Origin of the sequence: Paenibacillus sp. EPM92 (assembly GCF_016586185.1) — a bacterium.
Taxonomy (GTDB): Bacteria; Bacillota; Bacilli; order Paenibacillales; family NBRC-103111; genus Paenibacillus_G; species Paenibacillus_G validus.
In genome coordinates this window covers 1-2,523 of the sequence record NZ_BCPS01000115.1, presented here as the reverse complement: position 1 = coordinate 2,523, position 2,523 = coordinate 1, and the positions used below count along the sequence as shown (strand labels likewise).

The 2,523-nt window shown below is 44.4% G+C and carries 1 protein-coding gene; it reads left to right on the top strand.

Annotated features, from left to right (window positions below):
• The first annotated feature begins 595 nt into the window (after positions 1-595).
• Positions 596-2,410 carry a reverse transcriptase/maturase family protein gene (locus JMF85_RS27720; RefSeq protein ID WP_201319391.1) on the top strand — a complete coding sequence of 605 codons (1,815 nt, stop codon included), beginning with the start codon at positions 596-598 and terminating at the stop codon, positions 2,408-2,410.
• The last annotated feature ends 113 nt before the right edge of the window (positions 2,411-2,523 follow it).

The window sequence follows — 2,523 nt, the reverse complement described above, 5'->3', positions numbered from 1 at the left end:
AGCGTGCGCCCGTAAGCAACCCGAAAGGTGTTGCGCGGAGCATTTGGATGTTGCCTTAAGCAAGCAACAAGTAAAAATATCAAAGTGCCATCAGGCACAACTTGCCATCGACAACTAACCCGGCGGGGAAACCCAAAAGGAAAAACAGCATGTTGCTAAAGGCGTAAGTCAGATTAACTTCCAAATCTGCGACTGAATGCCGAGATGGAAAGTCATGTACGAGGATGAAAGCTAAACTGCTTGAAGGGCAGTCAGAGATTGGTGCTAACCATCACCCCGGCGAAAGGAAGATGATACGCCGTTGTTCCGGCAGAAAGCATTTTGCTGTCTGCTTTCTGCGAGATATTCGGAACAAATCAGCCACAAGAAGTGGAAAATGACGAAAACCCCATCCGACAACATGACAAGCTTATCCAAATGATTCTAAACGGGGATTGCCTAAACTGAAACGCCCAAGGGCTATTCACTACTAAGGTGATGAATATTCAGCATGGCAACGGAGCCGTCGTAGTAGTTCGAGAGCGTTAACGGCGCTCACATGGCGAAGGACGGCAGTCTATCTTTCAATATAAAATTGGGAAGGATGTGTGAGACATTGAGAGAACCCATGAGCGTATTGAAAAATCTTTCAGAGAGAGCAACAGACAAACAGTACAAATTTCAGCGTCTATACAGGAATTTGTACAACCCGGAATTCTACTATCTTGCCTACCGCAACATCAGAAGCTCCCCGGGCAGTATGACACCTGGTGTGGATGGTACAAGCATAGATGGTATGAGTGAAAAGCGCATAGAGGCCATTATCCACTCACTCAGAGATTTCAGCTATCAGCCAAACCCGGCGAAAAGGACATATATTGCGAAGAAAAACAGTAGCAAGAAGCGTCCGCTGGGTATCCCGTCATCCAACGATAAATTGATACAAGAAATTGTGAGAATGCTGTTAGAGAGTATTTATGAGCCTAATTTTTCGGATCATTCACATGGATTCAGGCCGAAAAAAGGCTGTCATACGGCTTTACAGCAAATTCAAAATAGTTTTACAGGTATCAAATGGTTTGTGGAAGGCGATATCAAGGCATGTTTTGACAGTTTTGACCACCATGTACTAATCAGCATACTCCGCAGAAGAATCCATGATGAAAATTTCATTGCGCTCATATGGAAGCTGTTAAAAGCAGGATATATGGAGCAATGGCAACATCACAGGACGTTTAGCGGCACAGCGCAGGGTTCGGGAGCAAGTCCAATACTGGCAAACATTTATTTGTCAGAGTTGGATAGCTTCATGGAACAGTATAAAGAAAGCTTTGATTACGGCTGTAGCCATGCTAATCTCGAATATGGCAAAGCCGCAAGCAAGCTATTCTACATCAGGAGAAGAAACCGAAATAATTGGGGAAATTGGAGTGCGCTTGAACGTAAAGAAGCGTTGCTTGTACAGAAGCAGGCACAGGATACACTTCATTCCTCCCCCAGTAAACTACAATGTGACACTGGGTTTAAAAGGATACAGTATTGTAGATATGCTGATGATTTCATCATCGGTGTAATCGGTTCACGCGAAGATGCTGAAAAACTGAAAACTGTCCTGAAAGAATTTCTGCACACCGCTCTGAAGCTAGACCTGTCGGACGAAAAAACCAAGATAACGCATTGTCTGGATAAAGCGCGCTTTCTTGGTTATGACATTACGCTATCTAATTCTACGTCCACAAAAAGGGACAAGCGTGGTCAAATACGCAAGACAAACAGTGGAACGGTCAAGCTGTATGTGCCTAAAGAGAAATGGCTGAACAAGCTGAAAGAGTACGGGGCTATCGCAATCCGGCAGGATGATTGTGGCAGAGAGAAATGGGTTACACTTCATCGAAGTGAGCTTGTTAATCGTACTGACATAGAAATCCTGTCCAAAATCAACGCTGAAATACGGGGTATGTACAACTACTACTGTATAGCCAACAATGCAACTGTCATAAAAAACTTTGCGCACAATTTGGAATACAGTATGTACAAAACCTTTGGCTTGAAATACAAGTGCAGCGTCAAGAAAGTCATTGCCAAATTCAGTCACAACGGAGCATTTGGCGTAGCCTATGAAACGAAAAGCGGAAGAAAATTCAGTGAGTTATACAACTCTGGGTTTAGACGTAAAAAACGTGCAATCCCATTTGACACTGACACCCTGCCGCAATACATCTATTATGGGCGACCAGATCAACTGCGTGACCGGCTGAAAGTAGGGGTTTGCGAACTGTGCGGAATCAACACAGAAAGTCCCCAAGTCCATCATGTGCGGAAACTTAAAGATTTAACGGATAATACACCGTGGGAAGAAATGATGAGAGTAAAACGGCGAAAGACGCTCGTTGTTTGCTCTGCTTGCCACGAGAAAATTCATCTAATCTGAAAGATGATAGACGGAGAGCCGTATACACTGAGAGGTGTACGTACGGTTCGGGGGCGAGGTCACGGAAACCTACTGTAGCAACACAGTAAGGCGCCGTTGACCTTAGCCTACAA